Origin of the sequence: Chryseobacterium sp. GP-SGM7 (assembly GCF_049166575.1) — a bacterium.
In the GTDB taxonomy this organism is placed as follows: domain Bacteria; phylum Bacteroidota; class Bacteroidia; order Flavobacteriales; family Weeksellaceae; genus Chryseobacterium.
This window is the reverse complement of sequence record NZ_JBMHFF010000001.1, coordinates 1722571-1742820: the sequence shown is the minus strand read 5'-3', so window position 1 is coordinate 1742820 and position 20250 is coordinate 1722571. Positions and strand designations below refer to the sequence as shown.

Annotated in this window: 20 protein-coding genes and 1 riboswitch; of the genes, 7 read left to right on the top strand and 13 right to left on the bottom strand. The window is 32.4% G+C overall.

Translation table 11 applies throughout. From position 1 onward, the window contains the following. Positions 1–41: 41 nt before the first annotated feature. The 5 genes from ACOOWA_RS07785 to ACOOWA_RS07765 all read right to left on the bottom strand — a co-directional run bounded on the left by ACOOWA_RS07785 (position 42) and on the right by ACOOWA_RS07765 (position 3183). Entirely contained in the window at positions 42–614 is a 573-nt protein-coding gene (locus tag ACOOWA_RS07785) for a hypothetical protein (protein WP_421374356.1), read from the bottom strand. A 30-nt stretch (positions 615–644) separates the two neighbouring features. After that, complete coding sequence (gene nudK / locus ACOOWA_RS07780) at positions 645–1226, bottom strand: GDP-mannose pyrophosphatase NudK (RefSeq protein ID WP_421374355.1); 582 nt, start codon at positions 1224–1226, stop codon at positions 645–647. A 95-nt stretch (positions 1227–1321) separates the two neighbouring features. Next, positions 1322–2233, bottom strand: a complete 912-nt coding sequence (locus tag ACOOWA_RS07775) for a TIGR01777 family oxidoreductase (protein WP_421374354.1) — start codon at positions 2231–2233, stop codon at positions 1322–1324. 9 nt (positions 2234–2242) lie between these two features. Beyond that, a complete protein-coding gene (locus ACOOWA_RS07770; protein ID WP_267264660.1) occupies positions 2243–2581 on the bottom strand; it encodes a hypothetical protein in 339 nt (112 codons plus the stop codon). Positions 2582–2586: 5 nt separating this feature from the next. After that, positions 2587–3183 carry an HPP family protein gene (locus ACOOWA_RS07765; RefSeq protein WP_421374352.1) on the bottom strand — a complete coding sequence of 199 codons (597 nt, stop codon included), beginning with the start codon at positions 3181–3183 and terminating at the stop codon, positions 2587–2589. A 408-nt stretch (positions 3184–3591) separates the two neighbouring features. Next, a riboswitch (TPP riboswitch) is annotated at positions 3592–3695 on the top strand. Between the two features lie 27 nt (positions 3696–3722). Here ACOOWA_RS07765 and pnuC point away from each other — a divergent pair. From pnuC to hisS, 5 genes are all read left to right on the top strand, one after another. Then, positions 3723–4319, top strand: a complete 597-nt coding sequence (pnuC, locus tag ACOOWA_RS07760) for a nicotinamide riboside transporter PnuC (RefSeq protein WP_421374350.1) — start codon at positions 3723–3725, stop codon at positions 4317–4319. Between the two features lie 135 nt (positions 4320–4454). Further along, complete coding sequence (locus tag ACOOWA_RS07755) at positions 4455–5477, top strand: hypothetical protein (protein ID WP_421374349.1); 1023 nt, start codon at positions 4455–4457, stop codon at positions 5475–5477. Between the two features lie 460 nt (positions 5478–5937). Continuing rightward, positions 5938–6270: a single-stranded DNA-binding protein gene (locus ACOOWA_RS07750; RefSeq protein ID WP_421374348.1), complete on the top strand. Its 333-nt coding sequence runs from the start codon at positions 5938–5940 to the stop codon at positions 6268–6270. 189 nt (positions 6271–6459) lie between these two features. Further along, the gene (locus ACOOWA_RS07745) at positions 6460–6921 is read left to right on the top strand and encodes an HRDC domain-containing protein (RefSeq protein ID WP_421374347.1); all 462 of its coding nucleotides are present in this window, start codon (positions 6460–6462) and stop codon (positions 6919–6921) included. Positions 6922–7065: 144 nt separating this feature from the next. Further along, positions 7066–8682 carry a histidine--tRNA ligase gene (gene hisS, locus ACOOWA_RS07740; protein WP_421374346.1) on the top strand — a complete coding sequence of 539 codons (1617 nt, stop codon included), beginning with the start codon at positions 7066–7068 and terminating at the stop codon, positions 8680–8682. A 51-nt stretch (positions 8683–8733) separates the two neighbouring features. Here the strand turns inward: hisS and ACOOWA_RS07735 are convergent, their stop codons facing one another. From ACOOWA_RS07735 to ACOOWA_RS07715, 5 genes are all read right to left on the bottom strand, one after another. Beyond that, the gene (locus tag ACOOWA_RS07735; RefSeq protein ID WP_421374345.1) at positions 8734–9375 is read right to left on the bottom strand and encodes a TerD family protein; all 642 of its coding nucleotides are present in this window, start codon (positions 9373–9375) and stop codon (positions 8734–8736) included. A gap of 346 nt (positions 9376–9721) precedes the next feature. Further along, complete coding sequence (locus ACOOWA_RS07730) at positions 9722–10231, bottom strand: thermonuclease family protein (RefSeq protein WP_421374343.1); 510 nt, start codon at positions 10229–10231, stop codon at positions 9722–9724. 399 nt (positions 10232–10630) lie between these two features. After that, the gene (locus tag ACOOWA_RS07725; protein WP_421374342.1) at positions 10631–12187 is read right to left on the bottom strand and encodes a hypothetical protein; all 1557 of its coding nucleotides are present in this window, start codon (positions 12185–12187) and stop codon (positions 10631–10633) included. Next, positions 12187–13164, bottom strand: coding sequence for a hypothetical protein (locus ACOOWA_RS07720; protein WP_421374341.1), 978 nt, complete (start codon positions 13162–13164; stop codon positions 12187–12189). The genes ACOOWA_RS07725 and ACOOWA_RS07720 overlap by 1 nt, the downstream gene beginning before the upstream one ends. 3 nt (positions 13165–13167) lie before the next feature. After that, the gene (locus ACOOWA_RS07715) at positions 13168–14196 is read right to left on the bottom strand and encodes a hypothetical protein (RefSeq protein ID WP_421374339.1); all 1029 of its coding nucleotides are present in this window, start codon (positions 14194–14196) and stop codon (positions 13168–13170) included. Between the two features lie 161 nt (positions 14197–14357). Between ACOOWA_RS07715 and ACOOWA_RS07710 the strand changes: the two genes are divergently transcribed. Then, positions 14358–15158, top strand: a complete 801-nt coding sequence (locus ACOOWA_RS07710) for a class I SAM-dependent methyltransferase (RefSeq protein ID WP_421374338.1) — start codon at positions 14358–14360, stop codon at positions 15156–15158. A gap of 34 nt (positions 15159–15192) precedes the next feature. Here the strand turns inward: ACOOWA_RS07710 and ACOOWA_RS07705 are convergent, their stop codons facing one another. The 3 genes from ACOOWA_RS07705 to ACOOWA_RS07695 all read right to left on the bottom strand — a co-directional run bounded on the left by ACOOWA_RS07705 (position 15193) and on the right by ACOOWA_RS07695 (position 17322). After that, complete coding sequence (locus ACOOWA_RS07705; protein WP_421374336.1) at positions 15193–15435, bottom strand: YtxH domain-containing protein; 243 nt, start codon at positions 15433–15435, stop codon at positions 15193–15195. Positions 15436–15534: 99 nt separating this feature from the next. Beyond that, complete coding sequence (locus ACOOWA_RS07700; protein ID WP_421374334.1) at positions 15535–16377, bottom strand: isoaspartyl peptidase/L-asparaginase; 843 nt, start codon at positions 16375–16377, stop codon at positions 15535–15537. A gap of 60 nt (positions 16378–16437) precedes the next feature. Then, positions 16438–17322, bottom strand: coding sequence for a cyanophycinase (locus ACOOWA_RS07695; RefSeq protein WP_421374333.1), 885 nt, complete (start codon positions 17320–17322; stop codon positions 16438–16440). 277 nt (positions 17323–17599) lie between these two features. Between ACOOWA_RS07695 and cphA the strand changes: the two genes are divergently transcribed. Beyond that, on the top strand, positions 17600–20227 hold the full coding sequence (cphA, locus tag ACOOWA_RS07690; protein WP_421374332.1) for a cyanophycin synthetase: 2628 nt from the start codon (positions 17600–17602) through the stop codon (positions 20225–20227). The last annotated feature ends 23 nt before the right edge of the window (positions 20228–20250 follow it).

Genomic DNA, 20250 nt, shown 5'->3' with positions numbered 1-20250 from the left:
GACATTCATTACTATTTTATTATTGAATAGAAATTTTTTCGTTACTCATTATCAATATAAGTCAGTTTCGCCCCTCTAATAAACTCTTCCAAAGAAATATCTTTCGCTCCTTTATCATTCATCAATTCAAAAAGATAAGTTGTCGTAGAGTTTAATCTTATATTGTTTGCTGTAATTTTAAATCTTTTCGTTTTAAGATTAGTATTAAAAAAAGTCAGTTCAACCGGATTAGTCAACTTAATATTATTCACATCGAAAGAAGCTTTGGGATCTTTCTGCATTTTGAGAAAGCGCTTCTGGGTTTTATCCGTTGTCTCATCCAGAAATTTCTGCATCTGAAAATCGGTTAAAAGCTGAGGGTAAATCAAACCTTCTTTTAGAATTGTTGCGGTAATTTTATCAGATTTATCGTAATAAACCGTTTTATTATCAAACTCTGCAAGATTCTCTTTTACATTGATTTTCCCTGCAAATTTTTTATAATTTTTCTTTTTATAATCATTTTTAAAATGCTCAATGATAGCGTTATCTTTTGTACTCAGTTTTTCATTTTTTTGAGCAAAGAAACTTGATGAAATCAGCAATGATAGACTGATAGAGAATAAAAGTTTCATAATGTTGAATTTAGGTTTGAAAGTGCAGAATTACAAAATATTTTTAAGACGGAGATGTTGTAGAAGCATAATGGTTTTTGCATCTTTTATTTCTCCGCTGTCAATCATAGAAAGCGTTTCGGTGAAATTTAATTCTAAAACTTCGATGTTTTCGCCTTCTTCTTCCAATCCGCCACCATCATTGATTTTCATGTCATCAGAATATTCGGCGATGAAAAAATACAGAATTTCCGTTACCGAACCGGGCGACATATAAGCTTCAAAAATCTTTTCGACTTTAGAAATTTTATATCCGGTTTCTTCTTCCGTTTCTTTTCGGATGCAGTCTTCAGGATTATTGTCATCTAATAAACCGGCACAAGCTTCGATCAGCATTCCATCCCTGTTTCCGTTAATATAGGTTGGAAGCCGGAATTGTCTGGTTAAAATAACTTTCTGGTAATTGGTATTATAAAGGAGTATAACAGCTCCGTTTCCTCTGTCATAAGCTTCTCTGCTTTGGGTTTCTGTCTCTCCGTTTGGTTTTTTAATGTTAAAAGTTACTTTCTTCAAAGTATACCAGTTATCAGATAAAATTTCTGTTTTCTCGATGCTTACATTCGTCTCTTGCATTATGTAGTTCTATTAATTTTTGTTTTTTCTCGCAGATTTTGCAAATTAAGCAGATTAAAAATCAGCTATATCTGTATAATCAGCGAGATATTTTATTAAGATTTATTTTTAAGCAAATTCTCCAAAGCCATTTTCAAATCAGGAAATTTAAACTGAAAACCCGCTTTCTGAATTTTCTCCGAAGAAGCTCTTGAGCCTTCCAATAAAGCATCTGCCAATTCTCCAAAGATAAGCTTTAAAATAAACGTAGGAATATTCGGCATGAATAAAGGCTTTTTTAAAACCTTGGCAATAAGTTTGGTTATATTTTCATTGGTTGTATGTTGTGGAGCTGTTGCATTAAAGACACCTTCAAGTTCAGGATTTTTTAAAGCAAATTCATAAATAGAACAGATATCATCAATATGAATCCATGGCATATATTGTTTTCCGCTTCCAAGTGGTGAACCAATCCCGAATTGTATCGGAGTCATCATTTTTTCCAAAGCACCTTCAGTTTTCGAAAGAACAACGGCGGTTCGTATTTTTACGATTCTTTCAGCAATATTTTCAATCTTAAATTCATCGGCTGCTTTCTCCCAAACCAGAACAACTTCGCTCAGAAAGTCATTTCCTGAAGCATCATTTTCCGTGAAAATTTTATCGGTTGTCTTTGTTCCGTAATAATTAATTCCCGAAGCTGAAATAAAAGATTTTAGTCTTAAATTTTTCTTTTTTAATGAGTTTAAAATCAATTTTGCAGAATCTACACGGCTGGAAATCAATTCTTTTTTTCGGTCTTCTGTCCAGCGTTTTTCAGAAATATTGGCTCCGGCAAGATGAATAATGTGACTTACGTTTTCAAAAGCATTTTCATCAATAATGTGGTTTTCCAGATCCCATTCAAATTCGTTATCGGCTTCTTTTTTCCTTGTTAAAAATCGTATAGAATATTCGTTGTTCAGTTTTTTTGAAAGCACTCTTGCAATGGCTCCGCTTGCGCCGGTAATTAAGACAGTTTCTTTCATTTTACAAAATTAGTTTTTAACAATTAAAATAAAATCTTCTTCTAAAAGTTTGTAGCCTTGATCATAAACAAATTTATATTCCGACCCATTTTTGTAAACTTTTATATTTGTAAAATATTTAAAATCAAAACCTAAGCCATCTAATTTCGACTTGGCGATTTTTGTTTTTCCGTCAATATTAATCTCACTCAGAATGCGGTAATTTTTTCGGAGTTTATTGTTTACATTCCGCATCAGATTACTGGAGTCTTTGTTTTGTTTATTGTTAAAAGCGTTTCTGCAGGCATCGTTACAGAATTTTTTATCAGATCTTCCGATAATTTTTTCGCCACATTCAATACATTCCATAATAATTATTTTTTCAGTTTGTGTTCTTGTTTTTTCTTTAGCCGTTTAATAAATCTGCTGTGATTGGGATAACTTCTGTTTTTCGTCATATTATTAAAAACCAAAGCGACTAAAAGTAATATAAGACAGCCCGATAAAACAGGAGAAAGAACGTACCAATATCCTAACTCAGGTATTTTTCCAGTTGAGCTTACTGCAATTAATGCGGTTGCTCCTCCCGGTGGATGAAGTGTTTTAGTAGCTTGCATAAAGACAATCGATAAACCGACTGCTAATGGTGCAGAAATCCAGATAATATCCGGAACAATTTTAAAAACAGTCACTCCGATTATTGCTGAAATTACATGCCCGCCAATTAAATTTCTAGGTTGTGCAAGCGGACTCTGAATGGCTCCGTAGATTAATACACATGATGCACCAAAAGAACCGATTAAAAATATATTTTCCTGTTTAAATAAAAATTGTGACTGTAAAAACGCAATCAATCCAATTCCGAAAAAAGCACCCAGGAAAGACCAGAAATGTTCTTTGTAATCAACCAAGGTCTCTTTGTAAATTACGTATTTTGATACTCGTAGCGTTCTTTTAAAAGTCTTTTTCACAATAAATTTATTTGAAATTTAAAGATACGAAATATCCGTTTGCAAACGGATAAATTTCAGTCGGGAATAAGATTGTTGATAGGAAATTAATTCTAACGCTATGGTCGCAAAGAAAATTGATGTAAATTGAAAACATTTTCCGTTCGCAAAGGCACTTCGTTAAGCAAAGGGAATTGCGTTCATAGCTGAGTGAAACGCCCTTGCGAACGGAAAATATTCTCAAACATTAAAAAATCTTTGCGCTCATTGCGTTTAAGAATAATTATATATTTTCTGAACAATTCTATGCAATGATGTTGAGTTGCTTTCAGCATGACAAACAAACTGCTAATTTTTTTAATTTATAGAAATGTCTTTTTCGTTTTAAAAACGAAAAATTTTCATTTTCCAAAAAAAAGTCTCACATTTGCGCCATCAATGGGGTGCTGCAATAGCGGCTGAGATGATACCCGGGAAATTTTTCCACACCTGATTCGGATAATGCCGACGTAGGGATTTTTATGATATATCATCTCATCATTTAATTTATATAAGTTAATTTGATGCAGGAAATTTTACAACAGACAACATGGCAGGAATGGTTGGGTGTCTGCTTTTCAGTTGTTCAGGTTTTATTAGCCAGAAAAAACAATTCAAACAATTATCTTTTCGGGATCGCCGGAATTTCACTTTCGCTTTACGTGATGTTTTTCGCTAAATTGTATGCGGAATTTACCTTAAATCTTTACTATCTCGTCATGAGCATTTACGGATGGCTTTACTGGAAATTTGGTAAAAGGCACTCGGAAACAGTTATTTCTGAAACTACCACTCAGGAAAAATGGATTACTGCAGGAATTGTAGCAGGAACTTTTATTTTGTTCTGGTTTTTTCTCACGCAGTTTACCGATTCTGATGTTGCGATTCTGGATTCTTTAGTCAGTGCTTTTGCTTGGGCCGGAATGTGGTTGATGGCACGAAGAAAAATCGAAAATTGGGTTTTACTGAATATAAGCAACATTATTGCAATTCCTCTGTTGATTCACAAAGGGCTTTATCTGTATGCAGTTTTGACGGCTTTCTTATTCATCGTTGCTATTTCCGGTTATCTGGAATGGCGAAAAATCATTAAATCTAAAGATGTAGCTGTTGTTTAATAAATTTTTACTCACGCAGATTTAGCAAATAATGCAGATTCTTTTATCTGCAAAATCTGCTTAATTAGCGAGAGATAAAAAACAATCATGAGAGAGAATAATTATGATCAAAGAACCTTCAAATAAGATTTTATAATGTTTTCATTTCAAGAATTAAGAGAAAAAATGCACGGCGTTTCTGATGTTCCGTCTGAAATTATCAATCAGATTCATCAGGAAAGACTGCTTCAGATTTGGGTTCCAAAAGTTTATGGCGGATTAGGTTTGCGTTTAAATCAAGGTTTAAAAATACTTTTCGATTGGTCAAAGATTGACGGAAGTCTAGGTTGGATGTTGACTTTGTGTTCGGGAGCTAATTTTTTCTCAAGAAATTTAAAACCTGAAATTGCGAAAGAGCTTTTCTCCGATTCTAAAACCTGTTTCGGAGGAAGCGGAATGATTGGCGGAACAGCACAACAACAAACCGATGGAACTTTTCTGATCAACGGACTTTGGCATTTTGCAACCGGAGCACCACATTTAAGCCACTTTACTTTAAACGCTCAATTAACAGAAAACGGAAATCCTTTGTTGGACGGATCTGGTTCTGAAATAATTCGTTCATTTGTGATTTCTAAAAATCAGGTTGAAATTATTCCAAACTGGAAATCGATGGGAATGAAAGCAACCGGAACCTATTCTTTTAAAGTAGATAATGTAAAAGTTACTGAAGATTACAGCTTTATTTATGATAATTTTTTTACAAATGATGTCTTAGATAAAATTCCGTTCAGGATTTTCGCAGATTTGACTTTGCTGGTTAATTATCTTGGGATGGCTTCGCATTTTATTGAAGAAGCCATGAAAATTCGACCTCATCTTAACTTTGATTTTTTCAATAGAAGAGTAGAAGAAGCGATGGAAAAGGTCATTGAATTTGCAGATGAAGTTGAATCTTTACTACATGATTCTAAGTTGATTATTTCTGAAAAACAGTCTGAAATTCACGATTATGCTCTGAATTTGGTTGAAAGTTTGTCGCATCAGATTCTGGAAATTTATTTTCAGTTAGGAATCAAAGCCAGTTATGCTGATTCTGCAGTTTATCAGGTTTTCTGTGATTATTTTACGGCGACGCAGCATTCTAATTTTAGGAGGGAGTTAGATAGTTACAACTGAAAATTAAATGACTTTCGTTGTCAAATAAATAAACATCAATTGATTGACTGATTTTTGAATCGTTTTGGCTGAGAATTATGCCGGTGATTTTTAATTCGCTTTGCGCAAAAGTAAATATGGAGGTGAAAAATAAAATCTGGAAAAAGATGCTTTTCATTCTTGTCTTTAAGATTAAGACAACCAAGTGTGATATTCTATTACAGGTTTTTGAAAAGTTTTTAATAATTTAATTTTGGTTAATAAGTTAGTAATTCACTTATCAATCAAATGTAAGATTAAATTTTAAATAAATAAACTACAGTTCATTTTGAAAAAATATATCCGTTTTCAAACGACTACAAACGAATTTAAACAGTTTACAACCGACTAAAGTTTTCAATCTTACGAATCTTTGCAACAGAGATTTGAGAAAACAAGTGAACGTCTCTTATCTGAATATTAATTTTAAAAATACAAAGTTATGTCACTAAGAAACAAATTAACCTTAATCGGTTTCACAGGAAAAGAAGTTGAAACAGTAAACTTCGAAAACGGAGGAATGAAAGTTTCCGTATCATTGGCTACAAACGACCATTATACCAATGCAAAAGGCGAGAAAGTGGAAGAAACACAATGGCACAGTTTGGTTGCTTTTGGAAAAACAGCTGAGATTTTTCAGAAGTACGTTCCAAAAGGAAAAGAGATCGCCATTGAAGGGAAAATAACGTACAGGTCATACGACGATAAAGAAGGCGTGAAAAGATATATTACTGAAATAAGAGTAGATGAACTTCTGCTTTTAGGCGGTAAATAAAATTAAATATCTGTTTATTAATCTATATTTTTTTTGCTTGAAACTTTGTGTTCTTTGCTAAGTTTACGGTTTTGCGAACTTAAAAACAGTTAGTAGTTAAAAAAAAATCTTTGCGCTTCTTTGCGTTAAATAATTTTAGTATTAAAAACAGGTAGTCGAATAAGTAATTGTTAAACTTTAAAATCACAAATGATGAAAATAAAAGTTTTAAAAATCAGAATTGCAGATGAATTTCTGCGTGAAGACCAAAAAACAATCGATAATTTTCTTGAAACTCATGAGATTATTAAGACCGAAACAGCATTTATTCATGACGAACAGTTTTGGTCGGTTGTACTGTATTTCAATGATATAGAATCTAACATTAATAAAACGATTGTAAAAGATTCTAAAGCCGTAAAATATTCGGCAGAAGATGAAACTTTAAATCACGACGAGATTAAAATTTTAGATGCCTTAAAACTATGGCGTTCCGAAAAGGCAAAAGAACAGAATCTTCCGACGTATTTTATTGCGAGCAACAAAGAACTGATCTCTGTTGCGAAATATAAACCCATTAAAAAAGAAGAGCTTTTAGATATCAAAGGTTTCGGGAAACATAAAATTGAAAATTATGGCGAAGAAATTCTTGAAATTTTAGAAAGTGTATAGAAAGATGATTGAACACCAAACACAAGTGATTAATTGAAGCTGGGGAAATTATCGTCTCCAGCTTTTTATTGATTTAAAAAGTCCTTTCAATTCCTTATTTTTGCAAGCAATTACTCATTACAGATTATTCATTACTCATAAATTATGAAGCCAAGCTTAGCAAAAGGAACGAGAGATTTTACATCGCTGGAAGTTTCAAGAAGAAAATACATCATCAATATATTGCAGAAAAATTTTGAACTGTTTGGCTTTCAGCCTTTGGAAACGCCAAGTTTTGAAAATCTTTCAACATTAACCGGAAAATATGGAGAAGAAGGTGACCGTTTGATTTTTAAGATTTTAAATTCTGGAGATTATCTAAAGGATTTGCGATTAGAATTAAAAGAATTATCAATTCTGACAACTAATTTTAATCATATTTATGATGGACTAAATGAAGTAGGATTTAACTCTAATCATTTCCATGAATACAAGCAACTATTAGAAAAAGGTTTACAAATTTTCACAAATGATTTTTACTATAAGTTATTAAAAAAGTATTTTGAAGAAAATTTTGAAATTTTAATAAGTAATAAAGACAATACTAAAGCAGAATATGTTTTAGAGAGACAAAACTTTTTTAGAAGTTTTATTGAACCTTATTTAGAAAGTGATTTGCTTGAAGCTAAAAGATTAACTAATGAAATTTCTGAAAAAGCTCTTCGTTACGATTTAACTGTACCTTTTGCAAGATTTGTTGCTATGAATCACGGGAAACTTACTTTTCCCTACAAACGGTATCAGATTCAGCCGGTTTGGAGAGCAGATCGTCCGCAAAAAGGGAGATACAGAGAGTTTTATCAATGTGATGCCGATGTCGTAGGAAGCGAAAGTCTTTTGCAGGAAGTTGATTTGGTACAATTGTATTTAAAATCTTTTGCTGAGCTAAAAGTTTCAGTGACGATTCATATTAACAACAGAAAAATCCTTTCAGGTTTAGCAGAATATGCAGGAATTACCGATAAATTGATTGATTTTACAGTGGCCTTAGACAAATTAGATAAAATCGGAAAAGATGGAGTAGTTATGGAACTTTTAGAAAGACAAATTTCTCAGGATTCTATTGATAAATTAGATTTCCTTTTCACTCAATCGGACGATGCGTTGGAAAATCTTCTTCAATTAAAAGAAAAATTTGCCGGAAATGAAATCGGTCTGAAAGGAGTTGAAGAATTAGAATATGTTATCACGCAATCTTTAAATCTTGGTATTGATATTCAGAATTTAGTTTTTGATATTACGTTGGCTCGTGGATTAGATTATTACACCGGAGCAATTTTCGAAGTGAAAGCTGACGAAGCACAAATGGGTTCTATCGGTGGTGGCGGAAGATATGATAATCTTACAGAAGTTTTTGGGGTGAAAAATATCCCCGGAATTGGTATTTCTTTTGGTCTCGACAGAATTTATTTGGTAATGGAAGAATTAAACCTTTTCCCTGAAGATGCTACTTCAAACGTTGAATACCTCTTCGCTAATTTCGGAGGTGAAGAAAATGTAGAATCATTAAAATTAATTATCAAATTAAGAGAAAAAGGAATTTCTGCTGAATTGTATCCTGAAAATGCAAAAATTGGTAAACAGTTTACTTATGCAGAAAAGAAAGGAATTAAAAATCTGGTTTTCTTAGGCGATGAAGAACTTAAAAACGGAACGGTAACATTCAAAAACCTAGAAGCAGGAGAGCAGAAAACCGTTTCTTTAGAAGAATTTTTAGGATAAAAAATCTATTAAAACAAAAAATTCCGACTGCGAAACAGTCGGAATTTTTTATTAAAAACCTCGTGTAAAGCGGATGAATTTTTTCTCATCAATCGCTTTATCCATTGCCATAAATTTCCATGTTCCGTTCTCTCGATAAAGTTTACCTAAAACTAAAGTTCCTTTATTTTTTTTATTAGAATTAGGCTGGATTTTAAATTCAGAAAATGTTTTGTCAGTTTCCGGACAATTAATTTTAAATTCGATAGAATTAACTAAAGAAAAATCTGTTTGCTTAACACTTCTTGCATCAATATTTAAATAAAAGAAAACAGTGTAAATATCATCGTTTATTTTTGTAGGATCTATTTTGATCAGTTTTCTATAATCAGAATTTTCGTTTGAACTTTTGTCATAATGCTTAAAAGCCCCATCTTTTGACTGAGATTTTCCTAAAGGAAAGTTGTTTTGAATCAACCAACTGTTATATTTTGGCGAGTAAATCCAATCGATTGCTTTTTTCTGTGAATCAAACATAACGCAAGTAAAATCAAGGTCTATATCTGAACTTACTTTTCGTTTTTTAATTCCTAAAAAGTTACGTTTTTGTATTTCTATTTTCCCCCAATTGATTCCAAATATATAACTTACATCATTGGTTTTATAATCTTCAAAGATATTGATAGCCTGGCTTTTCTCTAAAATTGCGGTCATAATTTATAATAATAAATTTTCAGTAAAAACTAATCTCAACTTATACTGGTGTTTTAAACAAAAGTATTTTTAATGATGAAAAAATAAAATACAATGATAGTTTTGATTTAATATATTAACCAAAATTCATAAAAATAGTAAGGGATAAGGTGTGGATTATTGCTTGATTCAATAATTTGAAATACTGTTGTTAAATTAGGTTTTTAGCTCTTAGTTTGCGACAAATTTAACATAGTTTTTTGAAATAGATTTAATATTTTTAATTATTTAAGCAATATTTAATATTAAAATTTAGATATAGATAAAATTGGGGAACACAGAAATAAATAAAGATTTAAAATCTATTTTATTTTGTTGAAGAATTGGAAGATACTATATTAGTAGATTTCAGAGAAGAAGATCTTCGTAGTTTTCTCCAATCCCAGGGCGCTATTGGATTTTTGTCTTTCCATAAACCCAATTTTAGTTTCTGTGCATGTTTTTCTAAAATATCATAACTGTCATCCTTAGAATATTTTTTAAAATGCCAAGCTAAACCATTTTTCACAAGTTCCTTATTAAGGTTTTTCCCGTCAGATAAAATGATTTCTGCAAGCAATCTTTTGTTTCTGTCTTTTTTACTGTTACCCGAAACTTCCACCATTTTCCCAAAACATAAATCAGAAACAAACTGTTTGGCATTATTCCCAAAAGGCTGTTTCTTTTCAGGACAATCGATGTTTGATAATCTTACAACCTGTGGTTTCCCATCCATTAGAAGTTCAACAGTATCGCCATCTTTTATACCGATTACTTTATATCTGGTCTGAGAAAAGAGCAGGAGGGGAAAAAATAGGAGAATTAAAGTTTTGTACATTATTTTAAAAATAAGTATTTTATACCTGTTGTGCATTTATAAATTTGTTTTACTTTAGTAAGTGAAACGCCTTTGTTTACCTTTAAAAAAAAGCTTTTTGATTTAAATTCTTGTTTTCCTTTGCGATAAAATAAACGCAAGGTTAAACAAAAGAAACTAAAAAACTATGCTGAAATAAAGTAAAACAAGGGCGCTTCGCTTATCAAAGAAATACAAGTTTTTGATTTTCAGTTTGTTTAATATTTTCCCATAAATGCACAACAAGTTGTTTTTTATAATTTTTGTCAATGAGAACATGAAATTTCTTCAAAATGAACAAATTTAACAACTTCATTTTAATAAATCCTACTCTCAGAATATTTACAAACTAAGAGTAAGACAAATAATGAATTTTTAAATTTAATTTGATTCCTGTTTTTTGTAAGACGGAATTTTATCTAACAAATATTTATTTACCAGAACAGTATCAGAATTATTTATTTTAAAAGCATTGATGTTTCTTTCAAAAAGTATTTTTGTATAATTTCCTTTCTGAAGCTGATAAACATCCTTAATGCTTTTATTCTTTTCAAAAATAACTTCAACAACATAGTTTATTTTGGATGTACTGTCGAATTTTTTTAACATTTCTGCTATGTTTTCCTGATTTACTGCAATAGCATTGGGAAAAGGATCCAGTTCATTCGAGATTGTATCTGGATTGACAGCTTCAGGAGTTCCATTATCTTGGATTTCGGGAGTTTCAATAATAACTTGTTCTTTTGGTTTTTCATAAAACATGGTGTAAAAAATGATTGCTCCGACAATTAAAAGTGAATTCAAAACGACTGAAATAATTTTTAAGATATCCGGTTTTTTTTCTTCAGGCTCTTCTTCATCATTATAAATAAACCGACTCGCTGGTCTTGATGAAACTGCTCTATTCATAGAAAAAGAAGAAATTTCCCGAGTAGAGTTTAGTTTGTTTTTCTCTTGAATAAATTCTTTTTCCAATTGATTGTAAGAATGATTAACGTTACCCAATTCTTTTTCAGAACTCAATTTTGAAATTAATTCATCAGATTTTTTTAGAAAAACCTGATAAAGATTATTCAAAACAGTAAGATTTCGGTCTGCTTCCTCAATTATTTTACTGTTTTCAGAATGTTTTTGTTGGTTCTGTTCGTTTTTCTTTTTTAGAATTTCACATTCCCTTTTTCCTTCTTCTTCGTGCTTTTGCTTTTTGTTTTTGAAGCTTACAATTGTATCTGCTATTTTTTGAACTCTTTCATCCTGTAGTTTTTCAATTTCTCTGTCTAATCCGTTTTTATCAGTTAATCTGAAGAGCTTCTTTTGAGATACAAATTCTGCTATTTCTTTACTGTCAATAAAATATATGGTATCGTATTTTGGAAGTATCTGTAAAGATTTTTTGAATAAATTTTGAATAGAATTAGCATCCAGTTTATCTGTTTTAATAACCAAACTTTGTCCGGAATTCTCCCAATCTAGAAAAGGAATCTTATTAGTTTGATGTTTTAATTTTTCAAAATCTTTAGAAAAGATATCTTGTAGATTAAAATCCTTCGAATGATTGATATTCAGTACAAAATTATCTCCGCTTACATTATTGTTTTTTAAATTGATATGAATATCGTGAAGTGAACTTAAAATCAAGTTTTCAGGTGGAATTTCATTCGTAAAAACCAAACTTGTTCCTATAAATGTTCCGCTTCTGTTTGAGTTTTTTTCTTTTGCAAACGTGTAAACAGAATAAGACAAAATAATGTTGTTTTGTATATTTTCTTTCCGGATTGAGTAAATACGGTCATTTGGCGATAGTAATTGAATAGCATCTGATTTTAAATCAAATTTTTTCAAAACTTTTTCCAAACTTTGATTTCCGTGGATGCAGGATTGCGTAAAACCGTTGGGCGTACCAAAAGTGGCATATCCGAATACATTGATGTTTTTCATTATTTAGAAAGGCTAAATTTTATTTTCTCCCAAAATGTTCCCTCATAATCCAAATCATAACCTACAATATTATGATATAGCCATTTGGCGATAATTTCAGCCGAATCAAGATTAAGCAAAGTGATTTTTTCCATTCCGGCCTGATTTTGTACATTTCCTATCGTGAAATAAGTTTTGCTCAAATTATAAGTGTCAATTCTGTTATTGGTCATGCTTAATCTTTCACTGATGAAATTTTCTAAGTGCTGTTCATTATCAACACCCAGATTTCCCGATTTATCCCATTTAGAAATGACTAAAAGCACATTGACGTTTTTCAGATTCTTTCCTTTTCGTTCTAAATAATCTAAAAACTCAACAATTTTTGCATCTTCATGATGAGCTCTGTCATAGCTTGTTACAATAATGAAATTTAACGGAATATCAGAATTAAGATAGGCTTCAATTCCGTCTACATATTTTCCTCCACGAGAAATTTCGTTATGATTTTCTCCTGCTGTTTCTAAAAATGATAAACTTATCGGTGGAACTTTTTTAGATTTATTATTAGGATCAAAAACAAAATCCAATCGTGTAACCTGATCTCTTGTTGTTCTGTTGGGAAGAATTCCTTTTTTGATGTTTTCAAAAAAATCTGCAAGTAAAACGTGGGCTTCACGAGAATTCGGACTTCCTAATTTTGGTCTTAAAACACCTGCAAAAGAGTTTAAATAATATAAAATTGCGGATAAAATAACAGATTTCCCGGATGCTGAAGTTCCGTAGAAAAAAACAAAGTTGCTGTCTTTATTTTGAACTGTAGTTGTACTTCCGTTTGAAGTAGGAACAAAACCTTCGTCATCATCCATTTCCGGTGTAGAATATATCGCAGGATTTTCTACATATTGATGACTTAGATCCTGAAAATCATCATGTTTTTTAAAAATATTCTCATTATCATAATCGTCAAATGAGAAAGGTTTATCTTTATTTATCATTTTTTATTTATTTGGAATTAATGTTCTGCCTTTTTTTCTGCTTCCGCCTAAAACACTACCATTGCTGTTATTATCTGCACTTGTTACCAAGAGAATAATAATCACGATCACAAAATCAAGTAGAATACAACCTGCCAAAACAACAAACTGATACATCCCGAAGTTTTTAATGGCGTGCTCAAAAGCATAACCAATTTTTCCTACATCGTGAGTTTTAGAACTAAGAATTTCAAATTTGAATTTATCTTCGCCTAAAACATTTGCTGCTCTGCTTCCAATCTTATTGTAATCTGTTACTGCATTGTCAATAAGGGTTTGTGCTAAATCATCTTTGTCTTTTTTACTTAAAGCCAGAAATTCCTGAGTTTTTTTGTTCCATTTCAAGACAGAACTGTTGATGTCGGATTTTAGATTTCTTTCGTCCGGAGACAAATCCATCACCATATTATCGATCTGAGTTCCCATTCTTTGTGCTAAATCGTCGTAATCATTTCCTACAGGTGTCAGTAAATCAACCTTTTGACCCGTCATTTTTTCAATATCTCTGATTAAAGACTGAGCTCTGGAGCCAATTCCCTGATTTGCAGGATCAATAATTTGAGCCATCAACTGCTTTTTCTTTATTTCAATATTTCGGGCAGTTTCTTTTGGATATTTATAACTCAGTTTAGATTCTATGCTGGTTTCCAGATTATTGAAATCTTCATTCAATGTTCTCAATTCGTTGCTGTAAATATCTGTTCGCATAAATCTGGTGTACAAAGCATTAAAGTTGGCAATGAAACAAAACGACGCAATAAAAATGTAAATACCTACTAAACTTCCCGTTGACTTGCCTTCCAGTTTTGCAGCACGCAACATCCAGCAAAGAAAAAGCAAGAGGAGTGAAAGTACCAATGCAATTACAAAAGATGCATTTCCGAAAATTTGTTCCAGACCCAGCCAGGTTTGGTAAAAACTTACGCTGATTAATAAAATTGCGAGCACACCCAGAAAAAGGTCAGATGCTCCTAAAGAAGAATTTTTACTCATGATTGATATTTAAATGTTATTATTTTTCCCGTTAAAACAAACCCAGAAGCTTTGTTTTTGTATTGCAAACCTACACTGGTAAAACTTTTTTTCATTACGGTTTCCCGTAAAGCAATCTATATTTCAAAAAAAATTATATTTACATCAAAGAAAAAAACTCAATGGAAAATTATTTAGAGATCAATAAAAAATCCTGGAATGCGAAAGTAGAACCACATTTAAAATCAGATTTTTATTTTGTTGATGAATTTTTGGAAGGAAGAACTTCATTAAATTCGATCGAACTCGAACTTTTGGGAGATGTAAAAGGCAAATCAATTCTTCATTTGCAATGTCATTTTGGTCAGGATTCTATTTCACTTTCGAGAATGGGCGCAAAAGTTACAGGAATAGATTTGTCGGATAAAGCAATTGAAGCTGCAAAAGATTTGGCTGAAAAATGCAATACCGACACAGAATTTATTTGCTCTGATGTATATGATTTGCCCAGTAATTTAGACCAAAAATTTGATGTTATTTTTACAAGTTATGGAACGATCGGTTGGCTTCCGGATCTGGAAAAATGGGCGAATGTGATTGATCATTTCCTAAAACCCGACGGAAAATTTATTATGGCAGAATTTCATCCTGTTGTTTGGATGTTTGATGATGATTTTAAAGATATAGCTTACAATTATTTTAATGAAAAGCCAATTGCTGAAACGTATGAAGGTACTTACACTGATTTTTCGGCAGAAATCGTTCAGGAATATATAATGTGGAATCACTCTCTGTCGGAAGTCATGCAAAATTTAATTAATAAAAATTTGGTGATAGAACAATTTAAAGAATTTGACTGGTCTCCATATCCTTGTTTTAAACATATCGAAGAGTTTGAAAAAGGAAAATGGAGAACGGAAAGATTCGGAAATAAAATCCCAATGGTTTACTCCATTGCAGCACAAAAAAAGTCATCATTATGATGACTTTTCTGTATATAAATGTTAAAATGAATTTCTAGATGTTAGAAGCAGTATCTTCTACTTTAGCTTTAGCTTCGTCGAATTTACTTTGAGCTTGTGAAGCAACATCATTTGCTTTATCTTTCAAATCATTTCCCCATTTGTTCAAATTATTTTTTGCAGAATTGAATTTATCCTTTACTGCTTGTTGCTCTTCGGGGGTAGATTTTTTGTACTTCCAATAAGCTAAAGCACCAATTCCTAATAAAGCTAAAATTCCGTTTGTCTTATTTCCCATGATTTCTGATTTTAAATGTTTATAATATTAAATTTGTTATAAACAATTATGTAAAATCTATGCCAAAAAATATTTGAGAACACTAAAAATTTGTTAAAGTTAATTAAAGATTTCAAAATTATTTCCGTCAAAACTGGCAAAAACCATTGTAGGATAAGAATCCTGATGATAAATATTTCCGCTTTTATCAATAGCAATCGCCCCTGCAAAACCGTCGATTATTTTTAATTCTGCAAAAGTTTTTTCGAACGCTTCCTTCAAGTTCATTCCGTCTGTTACTCTGGTCACAATTTTGGCAGAAGTAGCATTGCTGACAATATCTTCACCGACTCCGGTGCAACTTACAGCACAAAATTCATTCGCATAATTTCCGGCAACGGTTGCAGAATCAGAAATTCTTCCCGGAATTTCGAAACCTTTTCCGCCGGTAGAAGTGGCAACGGCTAATTTTCCGTTTTTGTCCAGAGCAACGCAGCCAACGGTTCCTTTTCCACCATTTTCAAGCTTAGCTTCATATTCTTTTCTTCTTTGAGGAATTTCTGTTGAGAAATTTTCAAAACCATTTTTATCCGCATACATTTTAGCTCCGTTTCCACCTAAAACTCTGTCATCTTCTTTCATTAATTCTTTAGCCACAAAAATCGGGTTTTTTACATCCTGAATATTGATAACGCCACTCATTTTCTGAGTTTCGCCATCCATCAAAGCAGCACTCATTCTGATGATTCCGTCACTTTGAATTTGCGAACCGATTCCTGCATTAAACAATTCATCATCTTCCAGAAGAGAAACAGCATAAGCTACGGTGTCAACTGCGGAGTGTATTTCTAAATATTGATATGCTTTTTCAGCAATGTTTTTTAAGGAGTTTTGTTTGGCAACTTTCACTTCGTGACTTTGGTCGCTTTCAGAAAAAAAACCGCCGTGGATTATAATTTTCATAAAGATTATTTGATTTTAAATATATAAAAAAAGTGAAGAAATCTTCACTTTAATTTATTTTTATATTTGAGGAATCGGATTAAACTGAGAATTTTCTATCGTCAGTTTTCTTGTCGTTAAATCATAATGATCATTCATTGACATTACATGAACGGTAAGATTATCAATGGAAATAGGCTCTCCTAAATTGATATTCGTCAAATTGGTATCTTTAATAAATCTTCCGTCAACAATAATGACTAATCCAGATCCTACAGCAGTCATCACATCATTGTGAATGAAAAGTCCGGTATCTTCACCCAAACCAATTCCTAAAGTTCTCGGATTATTGACAACAGCCTGAAAAAGTCTTCCGATTCTACCTCTTTGTACGAAATGAGTATCTACAATTACGTTATCTATCAAACCTAAACCCTGAGTGGTTTTTATTTCACCTTTCAGCAAAGCTTCAGAACTGCTTCCCTGATAGATCATATTTTCAGAGGCAGCAGCAGCTCCTGCGGAAGTTCCGGAATAGATAAAATCCTGTTCCTGATATTTCAGTAAAATAGCATCGTGAAATCTTGTTCCACCCAAAATAGATGTTAGTCTCAATTGATCTCCTCCCGTAAACATTACGACATCTGCAGCATTTGCTCTCGCAACGATAGCATCAGAATTTGCTTCTTCACGATTATGAATATCTAAAATATTTACGTTTTTAGCTCCTAAAAATTCAAAAGCTTTTTTATATTCGGCACCTACAATCTGCGGGATTTGTGATGCAGTTGTGATAACTTCAATGATTGAATTTTCTTTGTTTTTAGATTCAGTAATGATTTTTCTTAAAATTCCTCTTTCGAAAAAATTAAGATTTTTTTCAACATTCTGATCGTAATCGGTCTCAGAAAAGCTGCCTTTATTTACAGCTCCGCCAATAATAATTAATTTTCCAACAGGTTTCATAGCCTGCAAATTTAAAAAATAATATATTGTTAAGGAAATTTAAACTCAGTTTTAACGTATTTAGTTTGATTTCTAATTGTTTACGAAAATTCCTTTTTTTTAATAAATCTTTAAAAGCACTATGGTTTTTTTTAAGGTTTTGCATTATCTTTGAATAAGAAAGATGTTTTTATTAAAATATCTAAACTACAAAATCTTAAAATTTCACAGTACAAAATTACAGGTGTTAAATTTATGATTTCACTCAACAAAAATGAAAAAAAATAAGTAGCTGCATATGAAAATTGAGAAGATACAGGCTTTACGCGGTCCGAATATTTGGAGCATAAGAAGAAAGAAGTTAATACAAATGCGTTTGGATCTCGAAGAATTAGAGAATTTTCCTACCAATAAAATTGAAGGTTTTCGGGAACGGATAGAGCTCTTGATTCCTTCGCTCATTTCGCACCGTTGCTCTGAAGGTACAAGAGGCGGTTTTTTTCATAGGATAGAAACAGGAACCTGGATGGGGCATGTGATTGAACATATTGCCCTTGAAATTCAAACTTTAGCAGGAATGGAAACAGGGTTTGGAAGAACTCGTGAGACCAAATCTCCGGGAGTTTATAATGTTGTATTTGATTATATCGAAGAAAATGCGGGAATTTATGCTGCTGAACAAGCTGTGGAAATTGCTATAGCACTAATTGATAACAAAGAATATGATATTGATGCCTGTATTCAGAAGTTGAAAGAAATCAGAGAGCGTGTAAGATTAGGGCCTTCTACAGGAAGTATTGTTGAAGAAGCGGTTTCAAGAAAAATTCCCTGGATCAGATTAGGAAGTAATTCTTTGGTACAGTTAGGCTATGGAGTAAATCAACAAAGATTTCAGGCTACAATTACCGGAAATACGAGTTCTATTGCTGTAGATATTGCCTGCAATAAAGAATTAACCAAAAGAATGCTTCATGATGCCGCAATTCCTGTCCCGCTGGGAGACTTAATTGTGGATGAGGAAGATCTGCAGCGAGTTATCAAGAAAATTGGTTATCCGATTGTAATTAAACCTTTAGATGGAAATCACGGTAAGGGTTCATCTATTAATGTTAATGATTGGGTATCTTCGGTAACAGGTTTAGAACATGCGCAAAAATATTCTAAAAAAGTAATTGTTGAAAAATATATTACAGGTTACGATTTCAGAGTTTTGGTCATCAATAATAAAATGGTTGCAGCAGCAAGAAGAGTTCCTGCTCATGTTGTAGGTGACGGAGAATTTAATCTTCAACAGTTAATTGAAAAAGAAAATCAGGATCCAAGAAGAGGTTATGGTCACGAAAATGTTTTGACAGAAATTAATGTTGATAAAGATACTTTGGAGCTTTTAGATAAACTTCAGTACACATTAGAAACTGTTCCTCAAAAAGGAGAAGTTGTTTATCTGAAATCAACTGCAAACCTTTCAACAGGAGGAACTTCGATAGATGTTACCGACATGGTGCATCCTGAAAACATTACAATGGCCGAAAGGATTTCCAAAATTATTGGTCTGGATGTCTGCGGAATCGATATTATGGCAGAAAACCTTACTCAGCCATTAAAAGAAAGCGGTGGAGCAATTATTGAAGTAAATGCAGCTCCTGGTTTCAGAATGCATCTGGCTCCAAGTGAAGGTCTTCCAAGAAATGTGGCAGCTCCCGTTGTAGATATGCTCTATCCTCAAGGAAAGCCTTTTACAATTCCGATTATTGCGGTTACAGGAACCAACGGTAAAACAACCACAACAAGATTAATTTCACATATTGTTAAAAGCAACGGCTACAGAGTAGGATTTACCACATCAGACGGAATTTACATTCAGAATACGATGTTGACGAAAGGAGATACAACCGGACCAATTTCTGCTGAATTTATATTGAAAGATCCAACCGTAGAATTTGCCGTTCTTGAAACCGCCCGAGGTGGAATTCTTCGTTCAGGTCTAGGTTTCGGGCAATGTGATATTGGGGTTTTAACCAATATTAAGGAAGATCATTTAGGTTTAAATGATATTCACAATCTGAAAGATTTGACCAAAGTGAAAAGGGTAGTTCTTGACAGTGTAAAGAAAAACGGATGGAGCGTTTTGAATGCTGAAGACGAATATTCAATGAGAATCATCAACGACTTACCAAGTAATGTTGCAATTTTCAGTTTAGACGAAAACAACGAATATATTAAGAAATTTGCTAAAGAAGGTCGTACAACCTGTGTTTATGAAGAAGGTTATGTGACGATAAAAAAAGGCGACTGGAAGATAAGAATCGGAAAAGCAAAAGATTTCCCGATAACCATGGATGGAAAGGCGAAATTTATGATCGATAACGTTTTAGCCGCAAGTTTGGCTTGTTATCTTTATGGTTTTGGGATTGAAGATATTTCCAATTCGCTGCGTACATTTATTCCAAGTGCACAGTTAACGCCGGGAAGACTGAATGTATTTAAATTTAAAAACTTTAAAGTTCTCATTGATTTTGCACACAATCCTGCAGGATATGAAGCGATTGAAGATTACCTTAAAAACGTAGAATCTACTAAAAAAATCGGTATTATTTCAGGAGTTGGAGACCGTCGTGATGAAGACATCAGATTATGCGGAAAGATTGCCGGAAGAATGTTTGATCACATCATCATTCGTAATGAAAAACATCTTCGCGGAAGAACTGAAGAAGAAATAAACGGTTTGATTATCGAAGGAATGCAGTCTTCGGGACGAGATGTAAGTTATGAGACAATTCCTAAAGAAATTGAAGCTCTGAAACACGCAATGGGAATGGCAGAAGAAGGTACTTTTATTACTGCTTTAAGTGATGTGATTTCTAATGCAATTGATCTGGTTCAGGAATATCAGGCGAGAGAATTACTAGAGGAAGACAGGATTTAGAAAATATTTTATAAAACAATAAA

Coding starts and splice junctions, on each gene's coding strand:
- ACOOWA_RS07745 (WP_421374347.1), top strand. CDS start 6,460: ATGATGAAAATAAAAGTTTTAAAAATCAGAATTGCAGATGAATTTCTG.
- ACOOWA_RS07695 (WP_421374333.1), bottom strand. CDS start 17,322: ATGAAACCTGTTGGAAAATTAATTATTATTGGCGGAGCTGTAAATAAA.
- cphA (WP_421374332.1), top strand. CDS start 17,600: ATGAAAATTGAGAAGATACAGGCTTTACGCGGTCCGAATATTTGGAGC.
- ACOOWA_RS07735 (WP_421374345.1), bottom strand. CDS start 9,375: ATGACCGCAATTTTAGAGAAAAGCCAGGCTATCAATATCTTTGAAGAT.
- ACOOWA_RS07720 (WP_421374341.1), bottom strand. CDS start 13,164: ATGATAAATAAAGATAAACCTTTCTCATTTGACGATTATGATAATGAG.
- ACOOWA_RS07715 (WP_421374339.1), bottom strand. CDS start 14,196: ATGAGTAAAAATTCTTCTTTAGGAGCATCTGACCTTTTTCTGGGTGTG.
- ACOOWA_RS07770 (WP_267264660.1), bottom strand. CDS start 2,581: ATGGAATGTATTGAATGTGGCGAAAAAATTATCGGAAGATCTGATAAA.
- hisS (WP_421374346.1), top strand. CDS start 7,066: ATGAAGCCAAGCTTAGCAAAAGGAACGAGAGATTTTACATCGCTGGAA.
- ACOOWA_RS07750 (WP_421374348.1), top strand. CDS start 5,938: ATGTCACTAAGAAACAAATTAACCTTAATCGGTTTCACAGGAAAAGAA.
- ACOOWA_RS07730 (WP_421374343.1), bottom strand. CDS start 10,231: ATGTACAAAACTTTAATTCTCCTATTTTTTCCCCTCCTGCTCTTTTCT.
- ACOOWA_RS07755 (WP_421374349.1), top strand. CDS start 4,455: ATGTTTTCATTTCAAGAATTAAGAGAAAAAATGCACGGCGTTTCTGAT.
- ACOOWA_RS07775 (WP_421374354.1), bottom strand. CDS start 2,233: ATGAAAGAAACTGTCTTAATTACCGGCGCAAGCGGAGCCATTGCAAGA.
- ACOOWA_RS07725 (WP_421374342.1), bottom strand. CDS start 12,187: ATGAAAAACATCAATGTATTCGGATATGCCACTTTTGGTACGCCCAAC.
- ACOOWA_RS07700 (WP_421374334.1), bottom strand. CDS start 16,377: ATGAAAATTATAATCCACGGCGGTTTTTTTTCTGAAAGCGACCAAAGT.
- ACOOWA_RS07705 (WP_421374336.1), bottom strand. CDS start 15,435: ATGGGAAATAAGACAAACGGAATTTTAGCTTTATTAGGAATTGGTGCT.
- ACOOWA_RS07785 (WP_421374356.1), bottom strand. CDS start 614: ATGAAACTTTTATTCTCTATCAGTCTATCATTGCTGATTTCATCAAGT.
- ACOOWA_RS07710 (WP_421374338.1), top strand. CDS start 14,358: ATGGAAAATTATTTAGAGATCAATAAAAAATCCTGGAATGCGAAAGTA.
- nudK (WP_421374355.1), bottom strand. CDS start 1,226: ATGCAAGAGACGAATGTAAGCATCGAGAAAACAGAAATTTTATCTGAT.